The organism is Thauera aromatica K172 (assembly GCF_003030465.1).
In the GTDB taxonomy this organism is placed as follows: Bacteria; Pseudomonadota; Gammaproteobacteria; order Burkholderiales; family Rhodocyclaceae; genus Thauera; species Thauera aromatica.
The window spans coordinates 3,153,743-3,175,102 of sequence record NZ_CP028339.1 but is presented as its reverse complement, the minus strand read 5'-3'; the positions used below and the strand labels follow the sequence as shown (position 1 = coordinate 3,175,102).

Annotated in this window: 20 protein-coding genes; 3 read left to right on the top strand and 17 right to left on the bottom strand. The window is 68.7% G+C overall.

What is annotated here, in order from left to right:
- Window positions 1-64 precede the first annotated feature (64 nt).
- The 17 genes from ilvA to ubiB all read right to left on the bottom strand — a co-directional run bounded on the left by ilvA (window position 65) and on the right by ubiB (window position 18,128).
- The gene (ilvA, locus tag Tharo_RS15040) at window positions 65-1,699 is read right to left on the bottom strand and encodes a threonine ammonia-lyase, biosynthetic (RefSeq protein ID WP_281257407.1); all 1,635 of its coding nucleotides are present in this window, start codon (window positions 1,697-1,699) and stop codon (window positions 65-67) included.
- A 46-nt stretch (window positions 1,700-1,745) separates the two neighbouring features.
- Window positions 1,746-2,693, bottom strand: a complete 948-nt coding sequence (gene hprK, locus Tharo_RS15035; RefSeq protein ID WP_107221905.1) for an HPr(Ser) kinase/phosphatase — start codon at window positions 2,691-2,693, stop codon at window positions 1,746-1,748.
- A complete protein-coding gene (ptsN, locus tag Tharo_RS15030) occupies window positions 2,662-3,147 on the bottom strand; it encodes a PTS IIA-like nitrogen regulatory protein PtsN (RefSeq protein WP_107221904.1) in 486 nt (161 codons plus the stop codon). The genes hprK and ptsN overlap by 32 nt, the downstream gene beginning before the upstream one ends.
- Window positions 3,148-3,283: 136 nt before the next feature.
- On the bottom strand, window positions 3,284-3,607 hold the full coding sequence (gene hpf / locus Tharo_RS15025; protein ID WP_075147869.1) for a ribosome hibernation-promoting factor, HPF/YfiA family: 324 nt from the start codon (window positions 3,605-3,607) through the stop codon (window positions 3,284-3,286).
- Window positions 3,608-3,624: 17 nt separating this feature from the next.
- A complete protein-coding gene (locus Tharo_RS15020; RefSeq protein ID WP_107221903.1) occupies window positions 3,625-5,043 on the bottom strand; it encodes an RNA polymerase factor sigma-54 in 1,419 nt (472 codons plus the stop codon).
- Between the two features lie 16 nt (window positions 5,044-5,059).
- Entirely contained in the window at window positions 5,060-5,785 is a 726-nt protein-coding gene (gene lptB / locus Tharo_RS15015) for an LPS export ABC transporter ATP-binding protein (protein ID WP_107221902.1), read from the bottom strand.
- On the bottom strand, window positions 5,772-6,221 hold the full coding sequence (locus Tharo_RS15010) for a regulatory protein RecX (RefSeq protein WP_107221901.1): 450 nt from the start codon (window positions 6,219-6,221) through the stop codon (window positions 5,772-5,774). The genes lptB and Tharo_RS15010 overlap by 14 nt, the downstream gene beginning before the upstream one ends.
- A gap of 16 nt (window positions 6,222-6,237) precedes the next feature.
- Window positions 6,238-7,272 (bottom strand): recombinase RecA, encoded by a 1,035-nt coding sequence (recA, locus tag Tharo_RS15005; protein ID WP_107221900.1) that lies wholly within the window; start codon window positions 7,270-7,272, stop codon window positions 6,238-6,240.
- A 248-nt stretch (window positions 7,273-7,520) separates the two neighbouring features.
- Window positions 7,521-8,009: a CinA family protein gene (locus tag Tharo_RS15000; protein WP_107221899.1), complete on the bottom strand. Its 489-nt coding sequence runs from the start codon at window positions 8,007-8,009 to the stop codon at window positions 7,521-7,523.
- Between the two features lie 52 nt (window positions 8,010-8,061).
- The gene (locus tag Tharo_RS14995) at window positions 8,062-8,544 is read right to left on the bottom strand and encodes a phosphatidylglycerophosphatase A family protein (protein ID WP_107221898.1); all 483 of its coding nucleotides are present in this window, start codon (window positions 8,542-8,544) and stop codon (window positions 8,062-8,064) included.
- Between the two features lie 274 nt (window positions 8,545-8,818).
- A complete protein-coding gene (gene thiL / locus Tharo_RS14990; protein WP_107221897.1) occupies window positions 8,819-9,820 on the bottom strand; it encodes a thiamine-phosphate kinase in 1,002 nt (333 codons plus the stop codon).
- A 152-nt stretch (window positions 9,821-9,972) separates the two neighbouring features.
- Window positions 9,973-10,506: a ubiquinone anaerobic biosynthesis accessory factor UbiT gene (ubiT, locus tag Tharo_RS14985; RefSeq protein WP_107221896.1), complete on the bottom strand. Its 534-nt coding sequence runs from the start codon at window positions 10,504-10,506 to the stop codon at window positions 9,973-9,975.
- A 69-nt stretch (window positions 10,507-10,575) separates the two neighbouring features.
- Window positions 10,576-11,472, bottom strand: coding sequence for a U32 family peptidase (locus tag Tharo_RS14980; RefSeq protein ID WP_107221895.1), 897 nt, complete (start codon window positions 11,470-11,472; stop codon window positions 10,576-10,578).
- A gap of 82 nt (window positions 11,473-11,554) precedes the next feature.
- On the bottom strand, window positions 11,555-12,568 hold the full coding sequence (ubiU, locus tag Tharo_RS14975; RefSeq protein WP_107221894.1) for a ubiquinone anaerobic biosynthesis protein UbiU: 1,014 nt from the start codon (window positions 12,566-12,568) through the stop codon (window positions 11,555-11,557).
- Window positions 12,569-12,684: 116 nt separating this feature from the next.
- Window positions 12,685-14,145 carry a high affinity choline transporter 1 gene (locus tag Tharo_RS14970; protein ID WP_107221893.1) on the bottom strand — a complete coding sequence of 487 codons (1,461 nt, stop codon included), beginning with the start codon at window positions 14,143-14,145 and terminating at the stop codon, window positions 12,685-12,687.
- A gap of 174 nt (window positions 14,146-14,319) precedes the next feature.
- Window positions 14,320-16,485, bottom strand: coding sequence for an ornithine--oxo-acid transaminase (gene rocD / locus Tharo_RS18095; protein ID WP_107221892.1), 2,166 nt, complete (start codon window positions 16,483-16,485; stop codon window positions 14,320-14,322).
- Between the two features lie 113 nt (window positions 16,486-16,598).
- Window positions 16,599-18,128 (bottom strand): ubiquinone biosynthesis regulatory protein kinase UbiB, encoded by a 1,530-nt coding sequence (ubiB, locus tag Tharo_RS14960; RefSeq protein WP_107221891.1) that lies wholly within the window; start codon window positions 18,126-18,128, stop codon window positions 16,599-16,601.
- Between the two features lie 134 nt (window positions 18,129-18,262).
- On the opposite strand from ubiB, the gene argS reads away from it, so the two are divergent.
- The 3 genes from argS to Tharo_RS14945 all read left to right on the top strand — a co-directional run bounded on the left by argS (window position 18,263) and on the right by Tharo_RS14945 (window position 21,359).
- Window positions 18,263-20,026 carry an arginine--tRNA ligase gene (gene argS / locus Tharo_RS14955; protein WP_107221890.1) on the top strand — a complete coding sequence of 588 codons (1,764 nt, stop codon included), beginning with the start codon at window positions 18,263-18,265 and terminating at the stop codon, window positions 20,024-20,026.
- A gap of 16 nt (window positions 20,027-20,042) precedes the next feature.
- A complete protein-coding gene (locus tag Tharo_RS14950) occupies window positions 20,043-20,648 on the top strand; it encodes an SPOR domain-containing protein (protein ID WP_107221889.1) in 606 nt (201 codons plus the stop codon).
- Window positions 20,649-20,726: 78 nt separating this feature from the next.
- Window positions 20,727-21,359 (top strand): thiol:disulfide interchange protein DsbA/DsbL, encoded by a 633-nt coding sequence (locus tag Tharo_RS14945; protein WP_107221888.1) that lies wholly within the window; start codon window positions 20,727-20,729, stop codon window positions 21,357-21,359.
- The last annotated feature ends 1 nt before the right edge of the window (window position 21,360 follow it).

Genomic DNA, 21,360 nt, shown 5'->3' with positions numbered 1-21,360 from the left:
CGCTCGGAGCCTGTGAATAAATCTACTGCGCGGGCCGATTGCTGCGTTGCTCACTCGCTCTCACTCAGCCGCCGGTCCCGGAAAGAAACAGGCGGTAGGCCGGGTTGTCGCTTTCGGCGACGTATTCGTAGCCCAGGCGCTGGAGGAAGTCGGCGAACGCCGGCTTGTCCGCGGGCGGGACCTGCATGCCGACGAGGACGCGGCCGAAGTCCGAGCCGTGGTTGCGGTAGTGGAACAGCGAGATGTTCCAGTCCGAGCGCAGGTTGGCGAGGAACTTCATCAGTGCGCCGGGGCGTTCCGGGAAAGTGAAGCGGTACACGACTTCGTTGTCGGCCTGCGGCGAGCGTCCGCCGACCATGTAGCGCACGTGGGTCTTCGCCATCTCGTCGTCGGTGAGGTCGAGCGCAGGCAGTTCGTGGCGCGCGAGCATCTCGACCAGGCGGCCGATTTCACTGCGGTTGTGCACGGTGACGCCGACGAAGATGTGGGCGAGCGCGGTGTCGGCGTAGCGATAGTTGAATTCGGTGATGTTGCGGTTGCCGATCACGCTGATGAATTTCCGGAACGAGCCCGGTTTTTCGGGAATCGTCACCGCCAGCACCGCCTCGCGCTGTTCGCCGAGCTCGGCGCGTTCGGCGATGAAGCGCAGGCGGTCGAAGTTCATGTTCGCCCCCGAGGCCACCGCGACCAGGCTCTTGTCGCGCAGCTTGTGGCGGCGGGCGTATTCCTTGGCGCCGGCCACGGCGAGTGCGCCGGAAGGTTCGAGGATGGAGCGGGTGTCCTCGAAGACGTCCTTGATCGCGGCGCAGATGGCGTCGTTGTCGACCAGGATCATCTCGTCCACGTATTGCTGGCAGAGACGGAAAGTCTCGTCGCCGACGCGCTTGACCGCGGTGCCGTCGGCGAAGATGCCGACCTGCTCGAGCTCCACCGGGCGCCCCTCGGCGAGCGACAGCGTCATCGCGTTGGCATCGACGGTCTCGACCCCGATGACCTTCGTCTCCGGGCGCAGGCGCTTGATGTAGGCGGCCACGCCGGCGAGCAGGCCGCCGCCGCCGACCGCGCAGAACACCGCATGGATCGGTTTCGGGTGGGCGCGCAGGATCTCCATGCCGATGGTGCCCTGGCCGGCGATCACGTCGGGGTCGTCGAAGGGGTGGACGAAGGTCAGCTTCTCGCTCTTCTCCAGCTCCCTGGCATGGGCGTAGGCGTCGGAGTAGGACTCGCCAGCGAGCACCACTTCGCCGCCGCGGGCCTTGACGGCGTCGATCTTGATCTGCGGCGTGGTGTCCGGCATCACGATCACCGCGCGCGCGCCCAGCTTCGCCGCCGACAGCGCCACGCCCTGGGCGTGGTTGCCCGCCGAGGCGCAGATCACGCCGCGGCGCAGCGCCTGCGGCGACAGCCGGGCCATCTTGTTGTAGGCGCCGCGGATCTTGAAGCTGAACACCGGCTGCATGTCCTCGCGCTTGAGAAGGATGCAGTTGTGCGTGCGCGCCGACAGGTTGGCGGCGAGGTCAAGCGGGGTTTCGACGGCGACGTCGTACACCTGCGCGGTGAGGATGCGTTCCAGGTAGTCCGTGGGGGTGCTCATGGCCGGCTCGTGCTCTGCTGCAAAGCGTTCGAGCGTAACAGTCGATCCTCCTTCGCCGCAAGTCTGCGGGGGACCGTGTAGGGAGAAGCCGGTTCCGGGAGGCATGCCGCGCCTCCATCCCCGGTGGCCGCGGTGTTCCGCGCCGTCGCGCTCAGGGGTCGCTGGCGCCGGGAATGCCCCGCATGGCGCGGGCCTGGCGATCGATGAACTCCTGGGTGGAGTCGATGCCGCGCAGCTGGAGGATGGTCGAGCGCACCGCGGCTTCGAGCAGGACCGCGAGGTTGCGGCCGGCGGCGACCGGCAGCACCACGCGCGCCACGCGCACGCCGAGGATGTCCTGCTGTTCCTGCTGCAGCGGCAGGCGGCTGGGGTCGCCAGCACCGGGCTGGCGGCGCTCGAGGTGGCACACCAGGCGCAGGCGCATTTTCCGCCGGCAGGCCGTTTCGCCGAAGATGGTGCGGATGTTGAGGATGCCCAGGCCGCGCACTTCGATGAAGTCCTGCAACATTTCGGGGGCGCGCCCTTCCAGCACCGCGGGGGCGATGCGCGACAGCTCGACGATGTCGTCGGCGACCAGGCCGTGCCCGCGGGAAATCAGCTCGAGGGCAAGTTCGGACTTGCCGGCCCCCGAGTCGCCGGTGATCAGCACGCCGAGGCCGAGCACGTCCATGAACACCCCGTGCAGGGAAGTCTTCTCGGCGAGCTCGCGCGACAAGTGCAGGCGCAGCAGATCGATCACGCTGGCCGACGGCTGCGGGGTGGTAAACAGCGCCACATCGTAGGTCTGGCAGGCGCCCAGGAGGACGGTCGACACTTCGCAGCCATCGGCGACGATGATCGCCGGCGGTCGCGCCGCGAGGATTTCCTTGATGTGGTGGGAAACCTTGTCGTAGGACTGGCGCATGGACCAGGCCAGTTCGGCGGCGCCGAGGACCTGGAGGCGGGAAGGGTGGATCAGGTTGAGGTGGCCGACGAGGTCGGCCGGCCAGATGCGTTCGTCGGCGACGGAAATGCGGACGTCGAGCCGGCCGCTCACATGGGTGAGCTGCAGGCTGTGGCGGTGAACTTCATACAGCCGCGCGACGCTGGTCTGCCGCATCGGCGCCCCAGTCGAGGAACATCCGGTGGATGGTGGCCGCGTCCGGCGCGCTCTGCAGGGTGTCGCGGAAGTCGCGGTCGCTGAACATCTGGGCGAGCTCGGAGAGCAGCTGCAGGTGGGTCTCGTTGGCCTGCTCGGGAACCAGGAGGACGAACAGCATGTTCACCGGGCGGCCGTCGGGGGCGTCGAACTGTACCGGAGTGGCCAGGCGCAGGAAGGCGCCGGCGGCCTCCTTGAGCCCCTTGATGCGGCCGTGGGGAATGGCGATCCCCTGGCCCAGGCCGGTGGAGCCGAGACGTTCGCGGGTGAACAGACTGTCGAACACCGTGCTGCGGGCGATGCCCTGGTTGTTCTCGAAAAGAAGGCCAGCCTGTTCGAAGACGCGTTTCTTGCTGCTGGCTTCGAGGTCGACCACCACGTTGGACAGTGGCAGGAGTTGGGGTATGAGGCTCATTCGCAGGGAAGTTTGTGCAGTGCCCGTGCCGCGGGGGCCTCGTGAGGCTGGGGAGCGGTCCGGTCCGCATGTAAACGGCGACGTGAAAACGCGCGCATTATAAACGCAGCCCGGACCTTGAACTGCAAAGAACGCGTCAGGCTTCCGGAACCTGGTGCTTCAGTGCATCGTGGTTGTGCTCGGCCTGCTTCTGCTTGTATTTCTGCACCTGGCGGTCGAGCTTGTCGGCCATCGCGTCGATTGCCGCGTACAGGTCGGCGTCGTCGCTTTCGACGAAGATGTCCTTGCCGCGCACGTGCAGGGTGACTTCGGCTTTCTGCCTGAGCTTCTCCACCGAGAGGATCACCGCAACGCTGGTGACGTTGTCGAAGTGGCGGATCACGCGATCCAGCTTCGAGCTCACGTAGTCACGGATGGCCGGGGTGACTTCGATATGGTGCCCGGTGATGTTGAGGTTCATGCTAGCTCCTGTTGATGTCAGATGGACTTGCGCAGACTGACCGGCGGGATGTTCAGCGATTCGCGGTACTTGGCGATCGTCCGCCGTGCGACCACGATACCCTGCTGGCCTAAAACTTCTGCAATCCTGGCGTCGGATAGCGGTTTCTTGCTGTCTTCGGCATCGACCAGCTGGCGAATCAGCGCACGAATCGCCGTTGATGATGCCGCTCCACCGGTGTCGGTGGCGACGTGGCTGCCGAAGAAATACTTGAGTTCGAATACGCCGCGCGGCGTGGCCATGAATTTCTGCGTGGTGACGCGCGATACGGTGGATTCGTGCAGCTCGAGCTGGTCCGCGATCTCCCGGAGAGTGAGTGGCCGCATCGCCACGTCTCCATGATCGAAGAACTGCCGCTGCTGGTCAACGATGGCCTGGGAAACGCGCAGGATGGTGTCGAAACGCTGCTGTACGTTCTTGATCAGCCAGCGCGCCTCCTGCAGCTGGGCGCCCAGCCCGCCGCCCTGGCCGCGGTTCTGCTGCAGCAGGCTGGCGTACAGGCGGTTGATGCGCAGGCGCGGCATGGCCTCCTGGTTGAGGCGCACCGTCCAGTGGCCGCGGACCTTGCGCACGACGACGTCGGGCAGCACGTAGCGGGTCTCGTGCAGGCCGTAGCGTGTGCCCGGATGCGGGTCGAGACTGCAGATCAGGGCCTGGGCGGCACGCAGGCCGTCGTCGTCGCAGCCGGTGAGCTTCTTCAGCCGGGCGAAGTTGCGTTCGGCGAGCAGTGCGAGGTGCTTGTCGACGATCTCCAGCGCCAGTGCCCGGGTGCCGTCCTCGGGCAGGGCGCGCAGCTGCAGCGACAAGCATTCCTGCGGCGTGCGCGCGGCGATGCCGGCCGGATCGAGGTGCTGGACGTGATGCAGCGCGATCGCCAGATCGTCGAGCGTGACGCCGGACTCGGGGGCGAGCAGTTCGAGGAGTTCTTCCAGCGGCGGGTGCAGGTAGCCGTCGTCGTCCAGAGCCTCGATGATCAGCCGCGCCAGTGCCCGGTCGCGGTCCGACAGCGGGGACAGGGCGATCTGCTGGTCGAGGTGCTCGCGCAGCGAGATATCGGCGGCCTGGAGATCCTGGTAGTCGGAATCGTCGTCTTCGCTGCGGCTGCCGGCGCCCTGGCCGACGTTCGACCAGTCGATGCCTTCGTCCTCGGCGCCGTCGTGCGTGCGTGCGTCGGCCTCGCCCTCGGCGGGCGGAGCGTCGCGCTCGGCTCCGGGCGGGGGCGGGGGAGCATCTCCGCCTTCGTCGTCCTCGCGTTCGAGCATCGGGTTCTCGAGCAGGAAGCGCTCGATTTCCTGGTTCAGCTCGATCGTCGACAGCTGCAACAGCTTGATCGACTGCTGCAGCTGTGGGGTCAGCGTGAGGTGTTGGGAGAGCTTGAGCTGGAGGCTGGTTTTCATCGGCGGGAAGGCGCGGTCACAGGCGGAAATGCTCGCCGAGGTAGACCTGGCGCACCCGTTCGTTGTCGATGATGTCCGAAGGCCGGCCGCGGGCGAGGACCCGGCCTTCGCTGATGATGTAGGCGTGGTCGCAGATGCCGAGCGTCTCGCGCACGTTGTGATCGGTGATCAGCACCCCGATGCCGCGTTCCTTGAGGAAGCGGATGATTTTCTGGATGTCGATGACGGCGATCGGGTCGACCCCGGCGAAAGGCTCGTCGAGCAGGATCAGGCGCGGGTCGGTGGCCAGCGCGCGGGCGATCTCGCAGCGCCGGCGCTCGCCACCGGACAGCGAGATCGCGGTGTTGTTGCGCAGGTGGCTGATTCCCAGCTCGTGCAGCAGTTCGTCGAGGCGGGCGTCGATCTGGCGGCTGTCGCGTTCGCCCTGGAGTTCGAGTACGGCGCGGATGTTGTCGGCTACGCTGAGCTTGCGGAACACGCTCATTTCCTGCGGCAGGTAGGACAGGCCGAGGCGGGCGCGGGCATGGATCGGCAGATGGGTGAGATCGGCGTTGTCCAGTTCGATCTGGCCGCCGTCGGCGCGCACCAGGCCGACGATCATGTAGAAGCAGGTAGTCTTGCCGGCACCGTTGGGGCCGAGCAGACCGACGACTTCGCCGGCCCCGACTTCGAAGCCGACGTCATGGACGACGGTGCGCGCCTTGTAGCGCTTTTGCAGGCCGGTGACCTTAAGCAGACTCATCGTGGGGCTCTTTCAGCAGTTTGCGGATCAGCTCGGGCGCAAACCCGCGGGCTTGCAGGAAGCGCGCCTGGCGCGCCCAGGCGCGGGGATCCGCGGGCGCGGCGGCGAAGCGGGCGTGGAGCACGGCGCGCGCGCGCTCGATGTCCGCCGCCGGACATTCGCTTGCGAGGGCGGCGTCGATCAGCTCGCGGGCGATGCCGCGCCGGCTCAGCTCCTGGCGCAGGCGGGCATTGCCGAAACGGCTCGCCTTGCCGCGCACGAAGGCTTCGGCATAGCGGCTGTCGGACTGCAGGCCGAGCTCGCCCATGCGGGCGATGACGGCCTCGATCTCGTCGTCGCTGCCGTAGGCGGCGAGCTTCTGCGCCAGTTCGGCGCGCGAGTGGTCGCGCCGGGCCAGATGGCGAAGCGCGCGCTCACGCAGGCTCGGCTCGGCCATCGCGTTCCCGGCGCGGTCAGGCCTCGGCCGCGGCCGGCTGCGCGCCTGCCGCGGCCAGCTCGGGCAGGCCGACTGCGGCGCGCACCTTGTTTTCGATTTCGCGCGCGAGCGCCGGGTTGTTGCGCAGGAACTCGCGCGAGTTGTCCTTGCCCTGGCCGATCTTGTCGCCCTGGTAGGCGTACCAGGCCCCGGACTTGTCGACGATCTTGTGGTCGACGCCGAGGTCGATGATCTCGCCCTCGCGCGAAATACCCTCGCCGTACAGGATGTCGAAGTGGGCTTCCTTGAAGGGCGGTGCGACCTTGTTCTTGACCACCTTGACCCGGGTTTCGGAGCCGACGACCTCGTCGCCCTTCTTGATCGTGCCGGTGCGGCGGATGTCCATCCGCACCGAAGCGTAGAACTTGAGCGCGTTGCCGCCGGTGGTGGTTTCCGGGCTGCCGAACATGACGCCGATCTTCATCCGGATCTGGTTGATGAAGATCACCAACGTGTTGGTGCGCTTGATGTTGGCGGTGAGCTTCCGGAGCGCCTGGCTCATCAGGCGCGCCTGCAGGCCGGGCAGCTGGTCGCCCATCTCGCCTTCGATTTCGGCCTTCGGCGTGAGCGCGGCGACCGAGTCGATGACGACGATGTCCACCCCGCCCGAGCGCACCAGCATGTCGGCGATCTCGAGCGCCTGCTCGCCGGTGTCGGGCTGCGAGATCAGCAGGTCCTCGATGTTCACGCCGAGCTTTTCGGCGTAGCCGACGTCGAGCGCGTGCTCGGCGTCGATGAAGGCCGCGGTGCCGCCGAGCTTCTGCATCTCGGCGATGACCTGCAGCGTCAGCGTGGTCTTGCCCGAAGACTCGGGGCCGTAGATTTCGACCACCCGGCCGCGCGGCAGGCCGCCGAGGCCGAGCGCGATGTCGAGCCCGAGCGAGCCGGTAGACACGGTCTGGATGTCGCGTTCGACGTTGCCGTCGCCCATGCGCATGATCGAGCCCTTGCCGAACTGTTTTTCGATCTGCGAAAGCGCGGCAGCGAGGGCCTTGGCCTTGTTGTCGTCCATGGAAGTCGTTCCTGTGTGGTTGGCGGATTATGGCACAAAGGTTGCAGGCGTGCGGTGGGGCAGGCTGCTGGCGACAGTGTATTGACTGTATGTAAATACAGCAAATGGAGCCGCGGCCGGCTGCCCCCCTGCTGCCCGGAGCCGCCTCCGGCAAAGCGGTGCGCAGGCGTGTCCCGGGGGGTGTCCAGTATATGCCATTGGGTTTGAGTGGGGCTCCGTGCCGCTGCGGCAGCCGGGCCCGGATGCGTTCAGGCGGCGAGTTCGACGAGGACGTGCAGGGCGCGGAGGACGGTCTGGCGGCGGATGGACTGGCGGTCGCCGGTGAAGTGCAGGGTTTCGCTCCGGAGGGGGCGGCCTTTGATCGCCCAGGCCAGGCAGACCATGCCTACCGGCTTGGCGGCAGTGCCGCCGGTGGGGCCGGCGATGCCCGACACGGCGACGCTGAGTTCGGCCCGGCTGCGTGCGAGCGCGCCTGCGGCCATTTCGCGCACGGTGGCTTCGCTGACCGCACCGTGCGTGGCGAGCGTGTGCGGCGCGACGCCGAGCATGTCGGTTTTCGCTTCGTTCGAGTAGGTGACGAAGCCGCGGTCGAACCAGGCGGAGCTGCCGCCGATCGCGGTCACTGCGGTGGCGATCCAGCCTCCGGTGCAGGATTCGGCGGTGGCGAGGCACCAGCCGCGGGCGGTGAGCGTGTCACCCAGGCGGTGGGCGAGGGCGTCGAGTTCGGGGTCGGTCATCGCAGGCCAAGCTCCATTCCGGTTTCCGCGCGGCGACGGGGCCGAGCGGTGTTCAGGCGCCGATGAGGGCAACGAGGACGGCCAGCACCAGCAGGGTATAGCCGGCGGCGAACAGGTCGTCGAGCATCACGCCGAAGCCGCCCTTGAACGCGCGATCTGCCCAGCGCACCGGCGGCGGCTTGACGATGTCGAAGAAGCGGAACAGCGCGACCGCGGTGGCCTGCCAGAGCAAGGTCTGCGGCGTAAACAACAGCACCAGCCAGGTGGCGACCATCTCGTCCCAGACGATGCCGCCATGGTCGGGAACGCCCAGCGCGTGCCCGGTGCGCTCGGCGGCGAGAATGCCGGTGACGAACAGGCTGGCGAGGAGGGCGAGAAAAACGAACTCCGAGAGCGGTGTGCGGATCACCGGATACAGCGCCCACGCCAGCAGCGTACCTGCCGTGCCCGGTGCCCAGGGGGACAGCCCGGCACCGAAGCCGAGGGAAATGAAGTGGGCGGGATGGCTCATCAGTAGGCGGGGAGTCGGGCGCATGGCGGATCGGGGGCGGTCGGGGCGGGTTGGAAAACGGCGGCGGAGACCAGCGTCGGTACACGCCGGATGGGGCGCGACCGAAAACCGAGGGGCCGCCCTCGTTCGTGCCTAGCAGGGTGTTGAAAAAGGTTTGGAGTTCTACAAAAAGTGGGGTCAGGAGCTGTATTTCTCCATGTTTTCACCCTCAACGCCCTCTTAAAGTGGCCAAAAAAGCTCGAAACCCTGCTTTGGGTGGTGAACGGATTTGTTTTTCAACAGCCTGCTAGCACCCGGCTCAGCGGAAGTGATCGTAGCCGGTGTGCGCCGCCGCGGCCAGTGTGCCGTCCGCTTCGCGCAGCTGCAGCTCGCCCGCGGTCGCGGTCAGGGTGCCGATGCGGTGCAGCGGCAGGGCGAGACGGCGGCTGAGGTCTTCGATCCGGGAGCGGGCGGCGGCAGGGGCGGTGAATAACAACTCGTAGTCGTCGCCGCCCGACAGCAGGCTGCGGCGGCAGCGGTCGTCGCTGGCTCCGGTGCGGCGCAGTGCGTCCAGCGGCAGGGCGGCGACGTCGATCACGGCACCGCTGGCGGAGCGTTCGAGGATGTGGCCGAGGTCGCCGAGCAGTCCGTCGGAGACGTCGAGCATCGCGCTCGCCAGCCCACGCAGGGCGAGGCCGAGCGCGATGCGCGGCTGCGGGCGCTGCAAGGCGGCGATGCACTCCGCGCGTGCAGCCGGATCGAGCGCGATGTCGCCGCGCAGCGCCGCCAGCCCGAGCGCGGCGCGGCCGGGCTGGCCGGAGATCCACAGCTCGTCCCCGGGGCGGGCGCCGGCACGGGTGATGGCCTCTCCGAGCGGGACCTCGCCGATGATGGTGACAGATAACGTCAGCGGGCCGCGGGTGGTGTCGCCGCCGGCCAGGTCGACTGCAAAGGCTTCGGCGCAGGCGAACAGGCCGCGTGCGAAGGCGGCGATCCAGGTTTCGTCGGCTGCCGGCAGGGCGGCGGCGAGCAGGGCCCAGCGCGGCTCCGCGCCCATCGCGGCGAGATCGGAGAGATTGACGGCGAGCGTCTTCCAGCCCAGATCCTCGGGATCGGTGTCGGGCAGGAAGTGGGTGCCGGCGACCAGCATGTCGGTGGACACGGCGAGCTGCATGCCGGGGCGGGCGCGGAAGAGCGCCGCATCGTCGCCGATGGCGAGGTCGGTGTGGTGCGCGGCGCGGTCGAAGTGGCGCCGGATGAGGTCGAACTCCGATACCGGGGCGGCAGGCGCGGAGGTTGCGGGGGGCGGTGCGAGGGGCATGGGGTGGCTGGCGTGCGGCGCGCGGACGGCGCCCGGTAAGGGGGGCGGCAAGCTTACCGCAGGCGCCGCGGGGTGTGAGCGCGCGCTTCCGGCTGGAGCATGCGGCTGCACTCCGCCCGGAAGCGCGGCGCGCAGCCGCCCGCGTGGTGCGCTCAGCCGGTGCGGCGGCCGATCAGCTTTGCCTTCAGCGCGTCCCAGTCCACCGCGTCGAGTGTGTTCTTGACCAGCAGACCGAGCTCGGTGTCGCCCTCCATGCGCAGGCGGCGGCTGAAGAACAGGGTGTCGGGGTCTTCTTCGCGCAACGCCAGGGCGAGGAAGTCGCGGGTCGTGGCGGAGAGGATCAGGTCGGGTTTGGCGCTCGCGGCGGCACGGCGGAAGCCGTCGGCGGTGAGGGTGAAATCGAGCCGCAGGCCGGCATCGAGCACGCGCAGCTGCAGATGGCGGCCGGTCAGCGGCTCGAGCGTGTCGCGCGGCAGGATGCGGCCGAGGGCGAGGTTCAGCGCCAGGGTTAGGGCGTGGGTGGGCGGTTGCTGCGGCAGGCGGGCGACGATCCGGGCGATCGGCGCCGGCACGGTGAAGCTCGGCACGCGGAAGTCGTTGAGGCGCGCGCCGATGCGCCGGCGCAGGCTGCCGGGGAGCAGTGCGGACAGCATCGACGGGTGGGGCAGGGCGGGGAGCGCGGGCATCGTCATTCTCCGGCGGGATGGACTTGAAGCGTGGATGAATCGATCGGGGGCAGGCCGGGGCGTCGGCGCTTACGCCGCCACGTACTGCTCGACGCCGGCGCGGCCGTGCCAGAAACCATTGCAGGGCTCGGCGACCATCCACGCGCGGCTGGCGGCGAGGGCCTCGGCTGGGGTCGTGGCGCCGTCGAGCGCGGCGCGAAAGAGCGCGACCACCTGGGCGGTGTCGGCACCCTGCGGGCTGATGCGCAGCACTTCGCCGTGCTCGCGTACCGCGGCCAGGTCGCCGAGCAGGTTGTGCACCCGCGCCGACTGTGTCTGGACGCCGTTCAGGGTCAGGAAAGGCTCGCCTTCGCGGGTGCGCAGGGTGATACCGTCCAGGATCGACAGGCAGCGGAACTCGCAGGTGTCCTTCTGCAGGTTGAAATGGCGGGCGGTGAAGCAGCGCGCCGAGTGCGCCAGCGGCAGGCGGCCGTAGGCGAAGATTTCGGTCTCGATCGGCGCGGCGAGGCCGGCGCGCAGCTCGGCGAGGGTGGTGGCGGAGAGCTCGGGGGCCACCGCCCAGCGGGTGGCGCCGGTGTCGGCCAGGAGCTGCAGGGTGTGCGGGTTGAAGACGTTCAGGGTCGGGCCGGCGATCCAGTTTGCCACCCCGGCTTCGGCGAGCAGGCGTACCGAGCCCATGTCGTTGGCTTCGACGCGGAAATCGGTCTGGCGCACGATGCGGCGCAGCGCCTTGAGGTCGGATTCGGATTCGATCAGGCTCTGGGTGCTGATCACCACTTCCTTGCCTGCGGCGGCGAGCATGTGGCCGACTTCGAACCAGTCGTCGAGGCGCAGCTCATGGCGGCGCGAGCATACGGTTTCGCCCAGATAGACGCTGTCGACCGGGCTGTCGGCGAGGCCGGCGTAGAAATCGAGCACGCTCTGGCGCGGCCAGTAGTAGAGCAGGGGGCCGAGGGCGAGTTTCATCGTTGGGGTCTCGTTCGATCGGGGTTGTACGGCAGGTGGGCGGCGTGTGCCGGAGCCCCGCGCCGCGGGGTGCGGCGCGGCCTCACTTCCAGGGGCGGTAATAGGCGCCCAGGGTGTGGGCCTGGCCTTCCGAGACCTTGTTCAGTTCGGCCATCCACGCCGGCAGCACGGTGAACGATTCGGGCGCCGCGCGCAGCTTGTCGAGCGCGGCGCGCCAGACCTTGGTGACCTGGGTGACGTAGGCCGGGCTGCGCTGGCGGCCTTCGATCTTGATCGCGCGGATGCCGATGCGGGCGAGTTCGGGGAGCAGCTCGAGGGTGTTGAGGCTGGTCGGCTCCTCGAGCGCGTAGTAGGTCTCGTCGTTGACTTCGAAGCGGCCCTTGCACAGCGTCGGGTAGCCGGCACGTTCACCTTCGGCGAAGCGGTCGATGAGGATGCCGTTGAGGCGCGTTTCCATGCCCTGCGGGGTGTCTTCCCAGCGCACGTGCTTGCCCGGCGAGCAGGCGCCGTTGCAGTTGGGCGATTCTCCGGTGGCGTAGGCCGACAGCGCGCAGCGGCCTTCGACCATCACGCACAGGCCGCCGAAGCCGAACACTTCGATTTCCACCGGCGAGTGGGCGATGACGTTCTCGACCTGGGCCATCGACAGCACCCGCGGCAGCACTGCGCGCTGGATGCCGAAGCGCTCGTGGTAGAAGTTGATCGCCTCGTAGCTGGTGGCCGAGCCCTGCACCGACAGGTGCAGGCGCAGATCCGGGTGGGTCTTGGCAGCGTAGGCCATCAGCCCGGGATCGGCGAGGATCAGGGCGTCGAGGCCGAATTCTGCGGCACGGTCGATGGCGGCGGTCCAGCTCGACCAGTTGCCGGCCTGCGGGTAGGTATTGAGCGCGAGCAGCACTTTGCGGCCGCGGGCGTGGGCGTAGGCGATGCCTTCGCGCATCTGCGCCGGATCGAAGTTCAAACCGGTGAAGTTGCGCGCGTTGGTGGCGTCCTTGAAGCCGAGATAGACGCAATCGGCGCCGTGGTCGATGGCGGCCTTGAGGGCCGGCAGGCTGCCGGCGGGGCAGACGAGCTCGATCGGGGGACGGACGGTCATGGTGTGCGGGAGCGGGGGAGAGAAACTCCGCAACCATAGTCCACCGCCGCCCGCCCCGCGTTGATCGCCATCAAACGCTGCCGTGGTTGTCCCGCTGCCCGGGGCGGGGCGGCTGTTCAGCGCGGCTGGTGATAGGTGCCGGCCGCGGCGTGGTGGCCGCCGATGTGCGGGCGATGGTGGGGGCGGGCGCCGAGGTAGCCGCCGATCAGCATCCCGAGGGCGCTGGCGGCGAGGCCGTAGAGCTGGGGCTCGACATCGCCTTCGGCGACGAAATTCTCCAGCAGCAGCCAGGTCGCCAGGCCGAGCACGATCGCCAGCGCCGCCCCCAGGTTGTTTGCGCGCTGCCAGAACAGGCCGGCGACGAGTGGCACGAAGGCGCCGGCCAGGGTCACGCGGTAGGCGTTCTCGACCATCTCGTGGATGCTCGATTCGGTGGCGGTGGCGTACAAGGTCACCAGCGCGGTGAAGAGCACGACGGTGAGGCGTGTACTCCACAGGAACTGGCGGTCGCTCATGCCCGGCAGGAAGCCGCGCAGCACGTTCTCGGAGAAGGTCACCGCGGGGGCGAGCAAGGTCCCCGAGGCGGTGCTCATGATCACCGACAGCAGCGCACCGAAGAAGATCACCTGGGCGGTGAACGGCATGTACTGCAGGATCAGCGTCGGCAGGATCAGCTGCGAGTCCTGCGCCATCAGGCGCTCGACCATGGCGGGATCGATGATGCTGGCGGTGTAGGCGAGGAACAGCGGCACTGCGGCGAAAAAGAAGTAGCTCACACCGCCCAGCGCCGTGCCCCACACCGCGACGGTCTCGTTCTTCGATGAATTGACGCGCTGGAACACGTCCTGCTGCGGAATCGAGCCGAGCGCCATGGTGGCGAAGGCGGCGATCCAGGCGATCATGTCGACGAGGTCGAGCGTGGGCAGGAAGTCGAACTTGCCTTCGGCAGCGGCCTTGGAAATCACCGTCTTGAAGCCGCCGGCCATGTCGCCGGCGAGGAAGGTGACGTAGAGCAGGCCGAGCACGATGATGATCATCTGGACGAAGGTGGTCATCGCCACCGACCACATGCCGCCGAACAGGGTGTAGATCAGCACCACCCCGGCGCCGATCAGCATGCCTTCGTTCATCGACACGACGTCGGCCGACAGCACGTTGAACACCAGGCCGAGCGCGGTGACCTGCGCCGCGACCCACCCCAGGTAGGACAGCACGATGCAGATCGACAGCACCAGCTCGGTGCTGCGGTTGTAGCGCATGCGGAAGAAGTCGCCCAGGGTGAGCAGGTTCAGGCGGTACAGCGGGCGGGCAAAGACGAGGCCGAACAGCACCAGGCACACCGAGGCGCCGAGCGGATCGGAGATCAGACCGCGAAAGCCCTCCTCGAGGAAGGTGGCGGAGATGCCGAGCACCGTTTCGGCGCCGAACCAGGTCGCGAACACCATCGCCAGCACCATCGCCATCGGCAGGTTGCGGCCGGCGGTGATGTAGTCGCGGGCGTTATGCACCCGGGTGGCGGCATACAGGCCGATGCCGATGGAGACGATCAGATAGGCGACGACAAGCCAGAGCAGCATGGTGGGAGCCCTTCGTGGTGGTGCATCTGCGCGGGGAGGCAGGAGTGTCGAGCGGGAAAAGTGCGCGCGAGTTTAGCAACAGAATGCCTTTCGGGGGGCGTCGACGCAGCGCCGCCCCGGGCGCGGTGCTACCGGGGTGGCGGGGCCGCCGGTCCGCGGCGGCCGGGGCGAGGTTTACTGGATGAAGGCGGGGTGCGGGTGCGGTGTGCTGGCACGCGGGCCGGGGTAGGTGCGCAGGACGGTGATGATGGTCTGTGCGGCGGCGTCGAGTACGTCCTCATCGATCACCAGGGGCGGGGCGAGGCGGACCACGTTGCCATTGGTGTCGCGGGTGGCGATGCCGGCGCTGAGCAGGCGTTCAGCGACTTCGCCGGCCTCGGCAAATGCCGGATCGAGGGCGACGCCGACAAGCAGGCCGCGGCCACGGATCTCGCGTACCCCGGGAAGCTTCGCCTGGCGCAGTTGTGCGACCAGCTTCGCCCCGAGGCGCTCGGCACGCTCCCAGGGGCGGGTCTCGGCGAGCAGGGCCAGGACTTCGGTGCCGACCGCGGCGGCCAGCGGGTTGCCGCCGAAGGTGGAGCCGTGGTCGCCGGGGCGGAACACGTCCATCACCGCGCGATCGGCGAGGAAGGCGGAAACCGGCAGCAGGCCGCCGCCGAGCGCCTTGCCCAGGATCAGGCCGTCCGGGCGCACGCCTTCATGCTCGCAGGCGAGCAGGCGGCCGGTGCGGCCGAGCCCGGTCTGCACTTCGTCGGCGATCAGCAGCACATGATGGCGGCGGCAGATCTCCGCGCAGCGCGACAGGTAGCCCGGAGGCGGGACGATGATGCCGCCTTCGCCCTGGATCGGCTCGACCAGGAATGCCGCGGTTTCGGGCGTGATCGCGGCTTCGAGGGCGTCGGCATCGCCGAAGGGCACGCGCTCGAGCCCGGGAGGGAAGGGGCCGAAGCCGGCACGGTAGCGGGCGTTGGAAGAGAGGCCGACGATCGCGATCGAGCGCCCGTGGAAGTTGCCCTCGCAGGCGATGATCCGCGCGCGCTCGGGAGCGATGCCCTTGACTTCGTGGCCCCATTTGCGCGCCGCCTTGAGCGCGGTCTCGACCGCTTCCAGTCCGGTATTGACCGGTAGCGCGCGCTCGAAGCCGAAGGTGGTGCACAGGCGCTCGAGAAAGACCGGCAGTCGGTCGCTGAAAAAAGCGCGCGAGGTCAGCGCCAGGCGCTGCGCCTGGGTGACGAGCGCGCCCACCAGGCGCGGGTGGCTGTGGCCGAAGCTCACCGCCGAATAGGCGCTCATCATGTCGAGGTAGCGCCGACCGTCGACGTCCCACAGCCAGACGCCCTCACCGCGCTGGAACACTGCCGGCAGCGGGGCGTAGTTGGCCGCGCCGTAGCGGCTTTCCCTCGCCTGCAGGCTGGCGCCGTCGGGGCCGAGGGCGGCCGCGGCGAATTCCGCGACCCACTGCGCGCCGTGTCGCCCGGGATCGAGGTCGGGGCGGTATTCGACGATTTCCAGCCCGACCAGGTCGGGGCAGGTGCGCAGGCGCATCAACACTTCGGCGAGGGCGCGCGGGTCGAGGCCGCCGGCCTCCGGGCAGGTCACCGCGGGGAAGGCCTGCGGATCGAGCGCGTCGAGATCGAGGCTGAGTCCGAAGCCGGCTTCGGGGTCGGCGCGCGCGATCGCCATCGCTTCGGCGAACACCGCGGTGAGGCCGCGGCGCTCGATCTCGCTCATCTCGAACACGCGCACGCCCAGGCCCGCGAGCAGGGCCTGCTCTTCCGGCTCCCAGGCGCGCGCGCCGATGATGCAGGTGCGCGCCGGGTCGAGCGCCGGTCCGGGGATCGCGGTGAGGGCGGGGTGGCCGGTGCCGAGCAGGGCGGCCAGCGGCATGCCGTGGATGTTGCCCGAATGGGTGCTGTGTTCGGTGTGGCTGTCGAGGTGGGCGTCGATCCAGATCAGTCCGGGGGCGCGCCCGCCGCGCCGCCCGAGTCCGCGCCAGGTGCCGGTGGCGATCGCATGGTCGCCGCCGAGCACGAGCGGGAAACGGCCGGTGGGCAAGGCGGCGAGGCGGTCGGCGAGGCGGCGCGCGAACTCGGCGCAGGCCTCGATCCGGGCGTTCATGTCGGTCGCTGGCGAGGACGGCGGCTGTGGATGCAGGGGCTCGAGCCATTCGGCGGCGATCCCGAGCGCATCGAGGCGCTGGGCCACGGTGGCGTGGCGCAGCGCTTCCGGCCCGCTCGCAGGGCCGGCATGTGGCGCGCCGAGCGCCGAGGCGGCGCCGAGGATCGCTACGGCTGAATGCGGGGAGCGTAGTTCGGCGGGGTCGTTCCGGGCTGTCGTCATCGCACACCTCCCATTTGATACGGGTGTCGTCGGGGATGGCCGAAGCTTTAGTCGATTGGATTGAAGCGGGCAGGAATCGTTCAGCCGCCGCGGGCCGGGTTCAGCCGCGGGGGTCAGCCGAACAGGCGATAGAGTTCGAGGGCGAGCACGGCGGCGGCGGCGGCGCCGACGAGGGCGAGCAGCCAGCCCTGCTGACGCTGGCCGGCGGCGAGCTGGTCGAGGCGTTGCTGCTGGGCGGCCTGCTGCCGGGGGGCGTCGCTCAGGGCCTGATGCACCAGGCGCGGCAACTGCGGCAGGGTGCCGGCCCAGGCCGGGGCTTCCTCCTTGACGCCGTGCACCAGTGCGCGCCAGCCGATCTGCTCGTCCATCCAGCGCTCGAGGAAGGGCTTCGCCGTCTTCCACAGGTCGAGCTCGGGGTCGAGCTGGCGGCCCAGGCCCTCGATGTTGAGCAGGGTCTTCTGCAGCAGCACGAGCTGCGGCTGCACTTCCATCTCGAAGCGGCGCGCGGTCTGGAACAGGCGCAGCAGGGTCTTGCCGAAGGAGATGTCCTTCAGCGGCTTGTCGAAGATCGGCTCGCACACGGTGCGGATCGCGGCCTCGAACTCGTCGACGCGGGTCTTCGCCGGCACCCAGCCGGCCTCGATGTGGGCGAGCGCGACGCGGCGGTAGTCGCGCTGGAAGAAGGCGAGGAAGTTCTGCGCGAGGTAGCTTTTGTCCACCTCGTTGAGCGTGCCCATGATGCCGAAGTCGAGTGCGATGTAACGCCCGTCCTGATGCACGAAAATATTGCCCGGATGCATGTCGGCGTGGAAGAAGCCGTCGCGGAACACCTGGGTGAAGAAGATCTCGACCCCGGCGCGCGACAGCGCGGTGAGGTCGGTGCCCTGGGCGAGCAGGGCCGGGGTCTGCGAGATCGGTACGCCGTGCATGCGCTCCATCACCATGACCTTGCGCCCGCACCAGTCCCAATACACTTCGGGCACGATCAGCAGCGACGAGTCCTTGAAGTTGCGCCGCAGCTGCGAGCAGTTGGCGGCCTCGCGCATCAGGTCGAGTTCGTCGTGCAGGTACTTGCTGAATTCGGCGACCACTTCGCGCGGCTTCAACCGCCGCCCTTCGGGCCAGATCTTCTCCAGCAGCAGGGCGGCGGCGTCGAGCAGGGCGAGGTCGTGCTCGATGACGCGCTCGATGCCCGGGCGCAGCACTTTCACCGCGACTTCGGTGCCGTCGGGCAGGCGGGCAAAGTGCACCTGGGCGACCGAGGCCGAAGCCACCGGCGTGCGCTCGAAGTCGTCGAAGACGGTGTCGATCGGCTTGCCGTAGAAGCCTTCGAGTACGGCGAGCGCCTGTTCGGTGGGGAAAGGCGGCACCCGGTCCTGGAGCAGCGCCAGTTCGTCGGCGAGGTCGGTCGGCAGCAGGTCGCGCCGGGTCGACAGCATCTGGCCGAACTTGACGAAGATCGGCCCGAGCGACTCCAGCGCGCGGCGCAGGCGCACCGCGCGCGGCTCGGAAAAGCCGCGCCAGAAATAGACCAGGTGCCAGATGCGCGCCAGCCGGCCGCTGGCGTCGGCATCGAGCACCATGCGGTCGAGGCCGAAACGCAGACTGACGGAAACGATCTTGGCGAGGCGGAAGAGGCGCACGGTGCGATGCCGGACGGGGAAAGGGCGGACTTTAGCCGGAAGGCGGACGCGAGGAAAGGTCGCGACCGCCTTTGCGCCGCGGCGGGGGCGGGCGATCCGTTATAATCGCCGGTTTAGATTCCATGCCGAGTGCCATGAGCGCCGATCCGAAAGTCCATCTCGCCGACCTGTTGCGTACCGCGCTCAGAAGCGTCGCCCCCGACCACGCCGATATCAGCATCCTGCTGGAGCGCCCGAAACAGGCGGGCCATGGCGATTTCGCCGCCAACCTCGCGCTGCAACTGGCCAAGCCGCTCAAGCGCAGCCCGCGCGAACTCGCCGCGCTGCTGCTGGCGGAGCTGCCGGCCTCGAAGCTGGTGGCGAAGGTGGACGTGGCCGGTGCCGGCTTCATCAACTTCACTCTCGCGGCCGACGCCAAGACGGCGGTGATCCGGGAGGTGCTGGCCAAGGGCGCTGATTTCGGCCGCGGCGCGAGCAAGAACGTGAAGGTGCAGGTCGAGTTCGTCTCCGCCAACCCGACCGGCCCGCTGCACGTCGGCCACGGCCGCGGCGCGGCCTACGGCGCGTCGCTCGCCGATGTGCTCGCCTTCGCCGGCCATGAGGTCACGCGCGAGTACTACGTGAACGATGCCGGCCGCCAGATGGACATCCTGGCGTTGTCGACCTGGCTGCGCTACCTCGCCTTTTTCGGCGTCGAGATTCCCTTCCCGCCCAACGCCTACCAGGGTGACTACGTCATCGACATGGGGCGCGGAATGCGCGACGCGCACCAGGACCGCTTCGCCCGGGTCACGCGCGAACAGGTGCTCGCCGGCACGCCGGGCTTGCCGGCGGCCGAGCGCAGGGACGAAGAGGCCAAGGCACAGCGCGAGGAGCATCTCGACGCCCTGATCGCCAACGCCAAGCGCCTGCTCGGCGAGGACTATCCCTTCGTGCACGGCTTCGCCCTCAACGAGCAGCTCGGCGACGGTCGCGACGACCTGCAGGAATTCGGCGTGCGCTTCGACAAGTGGTTCTCGGAGCAGAGCCTGTTCGACACCGGGCTGGTCGAGCGCGCCGTGACCCAGCTCGAGAAGGCCGGCCACCTCTACCTGCAGGACGGGGCGAAGTGGTTCCGGTCGACGGCCTTCGGCGACGAGAAGGACCGCGTCGTGCAGCGCGAGAACGGCCTCTACACCTACTTCGCCTCCGACATCGCCTACCACCTCAACAAGTACGAGCGCGGCTTCGACCGCATCATCGACATCTGGGGCGCCGACCACCACGGCTATATCCCGCGGGTGAAGGGGGCGATCGCCGCGCTCGGCCTGGCGCCGGAAAAACTCGAAGTGGCGCTGGTGCAGTTCGCCGTGCTCTACCGCAACGGGCAGAAGACTTCGATGTCGACGCGCTCGGGCGAGTTCGTTACCCTGCGCGAGCTGCGCCGCGAAGTCGGCAACGACGCCTGCCGTTTCTTCTACGTCCTGCGCAAGTCCGACCAGCATCTTGATTTCGACCTCGATCTGGCCAAGAGCCAGAGCAACGAGAACCCGGTGTACTACGTGCAGTACGCCCATGCCCGGGTGTGCTCGGTGCTTGCCCAGTGGGGCGGTGAAGTGGCCGGACTCGCCGCCGCCGACCTCGGCCTGCTGCAGCACGAGCGCGAGCTGGCGCTGTGCGCCCGCCTGGCGAGCTTCCCCGAACTGGTGCAGAACGCCGCCGCCGACTACGCGCCGCACCAGATCGCCTTCTACCTGAAAGATCTCGCTGCCGACTTCCATGGCTGGTACAACGCCGAACGCATGCTGGTCGAGGACGAGGCGCTCAAGTGCGCCCGCCTCGCCCTTGCCGCCGCGGTGCGCCGGGTGCTGGCGACGGGCTTGATGCTGCTCGGCGTGTCGGCGCCGGAGGCGATGTGAGCGACGGAGGTCGACCGTGAGTCGAGAGCGCAAACCGGTCCGCAGGCCCGCCCGCAAGCCGTCGGGCAGTGCGGGCAGCACCCTGATCGGGATCTTCATCGGGCTGGTGTTCGGCGCCCTGATCGCGGCCGGCGCCGCGTGGTACTTCACCCGCTCCAACCCCTTCCAGCCCGCGCCGGCGGTGCCGCGTGTGCAGGCTCCGGTCCAGGGGCCGGCGGATCTGCCGGGCAAGCCGGGCGATCAGCCGGTGGTGAAGCAGGACTTCGAGTTCTACCGCATCCTGCCCCAGGGCGAGAACGTGCCGCAGCCGACTCCGGGCGCCCAGCCTCCGGCCAAGGCCGGGGCTCCGGTCGCGCCGGTGGTGGAGGCGGTGCCGCAGCCGGTCGAGCGCCTGTACCTGCAGGTCGGCGCCTTCGAGAACCCGAGCGAGGCCGACAACCTCAAGGCGCGTCTGGCGCTGTCGGGCATCCAGGCCACTGCCCAGCGCACGCAGCTGGCCGATGGCCGGGTCGTGCACCGGGTGCGGGTCGGCCCGTTCGCCCGTCCCGAGGACATGAACCCGATGCGCGCGCGCCTGGCCGAGGCCGGGTTCACCGCTTCGGTCAGCCGCGGCACGCCCTGAGCCGGTCCGTGCGGGGAACGCTTCGCCTCGGCGCGCATCTGATCTAGCCCTTCCAGCCTATTCCCAACGGAGCCCTACATGAACCGCCGTGATGCCCTCAAACTGGCCGCGCTGGCCCTGACCCTGCCGTCCGCCTCGGTAACCTGGGCGAAGGATGCGTTTACGGTATTGAACCCGCCGCAAAAGAGCGACGATCCGTCGAGGATCGAGGTCATCGAGTTCTTCCATTACGGCTGCCCGCATTGCCGCGACTTCGACCCCCTGGTCGCCGTCTGGAAAAAGAAGCTGCCGGCTGACGTCGCTTTCCGCCCGGTTCCGGCGATCTGGAACAATGCCCAGCTGAGCGGGCTCGCCCGCCTGTATTACGCCGCCGAAGTGTCGGGGGCGCTCGACGCCTTGCATGGCGGCATCTTCGGTGCGGTGCAGGACGACAAGCGCCCGCTGTTTACCGAGGAGCAGGTGCGCGAATGGGTCGAGGGCAAGGTCGCCGATCCGGCGAAGTTCATCGAAACCTACAAATCCTTCGGTGTCGGCTCGATGGTGCAGCGCGCCGACCAGCTCGCGCGGGCGATGAAGATCCAGGGTGTGCCGACGATCGTTGTCGACGGCAAGTACGTCACCTCCGCATCGCTGACCGGCAGCCACGAAAGCACCCTCAAAGTCACCGACGAGCTGATCGCCCGGGTGCGCGCCGAGCGCGGCGCAAAATAAG